Source organism: Vibrio plantisponsor (assembly GCF_013041605.1).
In the GTDB taxonomy this organism is placed as follows: Bacteria; Pseudomonadota; Gammaproteobacteria; order Enterobacterales; family Vibrionaceae; genus Vibrio; species Vibrio plantisponsor.
The window spans coordinates 1-644 of record NZ_JABEQC010000040.1; the positions used below are offsets into that span (position 1 = coordinate 1).

Here is a 644-nt window from a genome sequence, read left to right on the forward strand (position 1 = left end):
AAGGTTTAGTTGTCTCTCATTATTTGAATGAGCGAGAGACATTTCGATTTTGCCGGACTCAAATATGAATAACATTCGTTATTCCCAAGAACACTTGAATGTGTATTGGTACCTAAATGACTGAGTCATCTAGGATTTGAGAACTTTTAATAAATAACGATACTTTCTATAAAAAGAATCAAATCGTTATTTGTCAGCTTTCCAAATTGTTAAAGAGCAAAGTGCATTTTCATCACTTTTTAAGGATTCTCGTCGTCAAAAGTCCGAACCACGTACGTTTTATTGAAGTGGTTTGGATTCTTTATCCAAAAATGCTTAAAGAGTGGTGGGCGATACCGGGTTCGAACCAGTGACCCCCTGCTTGTAAGGCAGGTGCTCTCCCAACTGAGCTAATCGCCCACATAAGTTTGAATTCTTCGTGGAGAAGAATGGTGGGTCGTGCAGGATTCGAACCTGCGACCAATTGATTAAAAGTCAACTGCTCTACCAACTGAGCTAACGACCCATGGTATCCCGTAGGGGAGTCGAACCCCTGTTACCGCCGTGAAAGGGCGGTGTCCTAGGCCTCTAGACGAACGGGACACTAAGATACTCTTATCTTTCTAAACCTAATCAATCTGTGTGGACACTCATCAAGAGAATCT

The 644-nt window shown here is 41.8% G+C and carries 3 tRNA genes; all 3 read right to left on the reverse strand.

Annotation, left to right across the window (positions count from 1 at the left end):
• Positions 1-323 precede the first annotated feature (323 nt).
• The 3 genes from HKI82_RS20410 to HKI82_RS20420 all read right to left on the reverse strand — a co-directional run bounded on the left by HKI82_RS20410 (position 324) and on the right by HKI82_RS20420 (position 582).
• Positions 324-399 (reverse strand) — tRNA-Val (locus HKI82_RS20410).
• Between the two features lie 30 nt (positions 400-429).
• A tRNA-Lys gene (locus HKI82_RS20415) sits at positions 430-505 on the reverse strand.
• Position 506: 1 nt separating this feature from the next.
• Positions 507-582, reverse strand: a tRNA-Glu gene (locus HKI82_RS20420).
• Positions 583-644 lie beyond the last annotated feature (62 nt).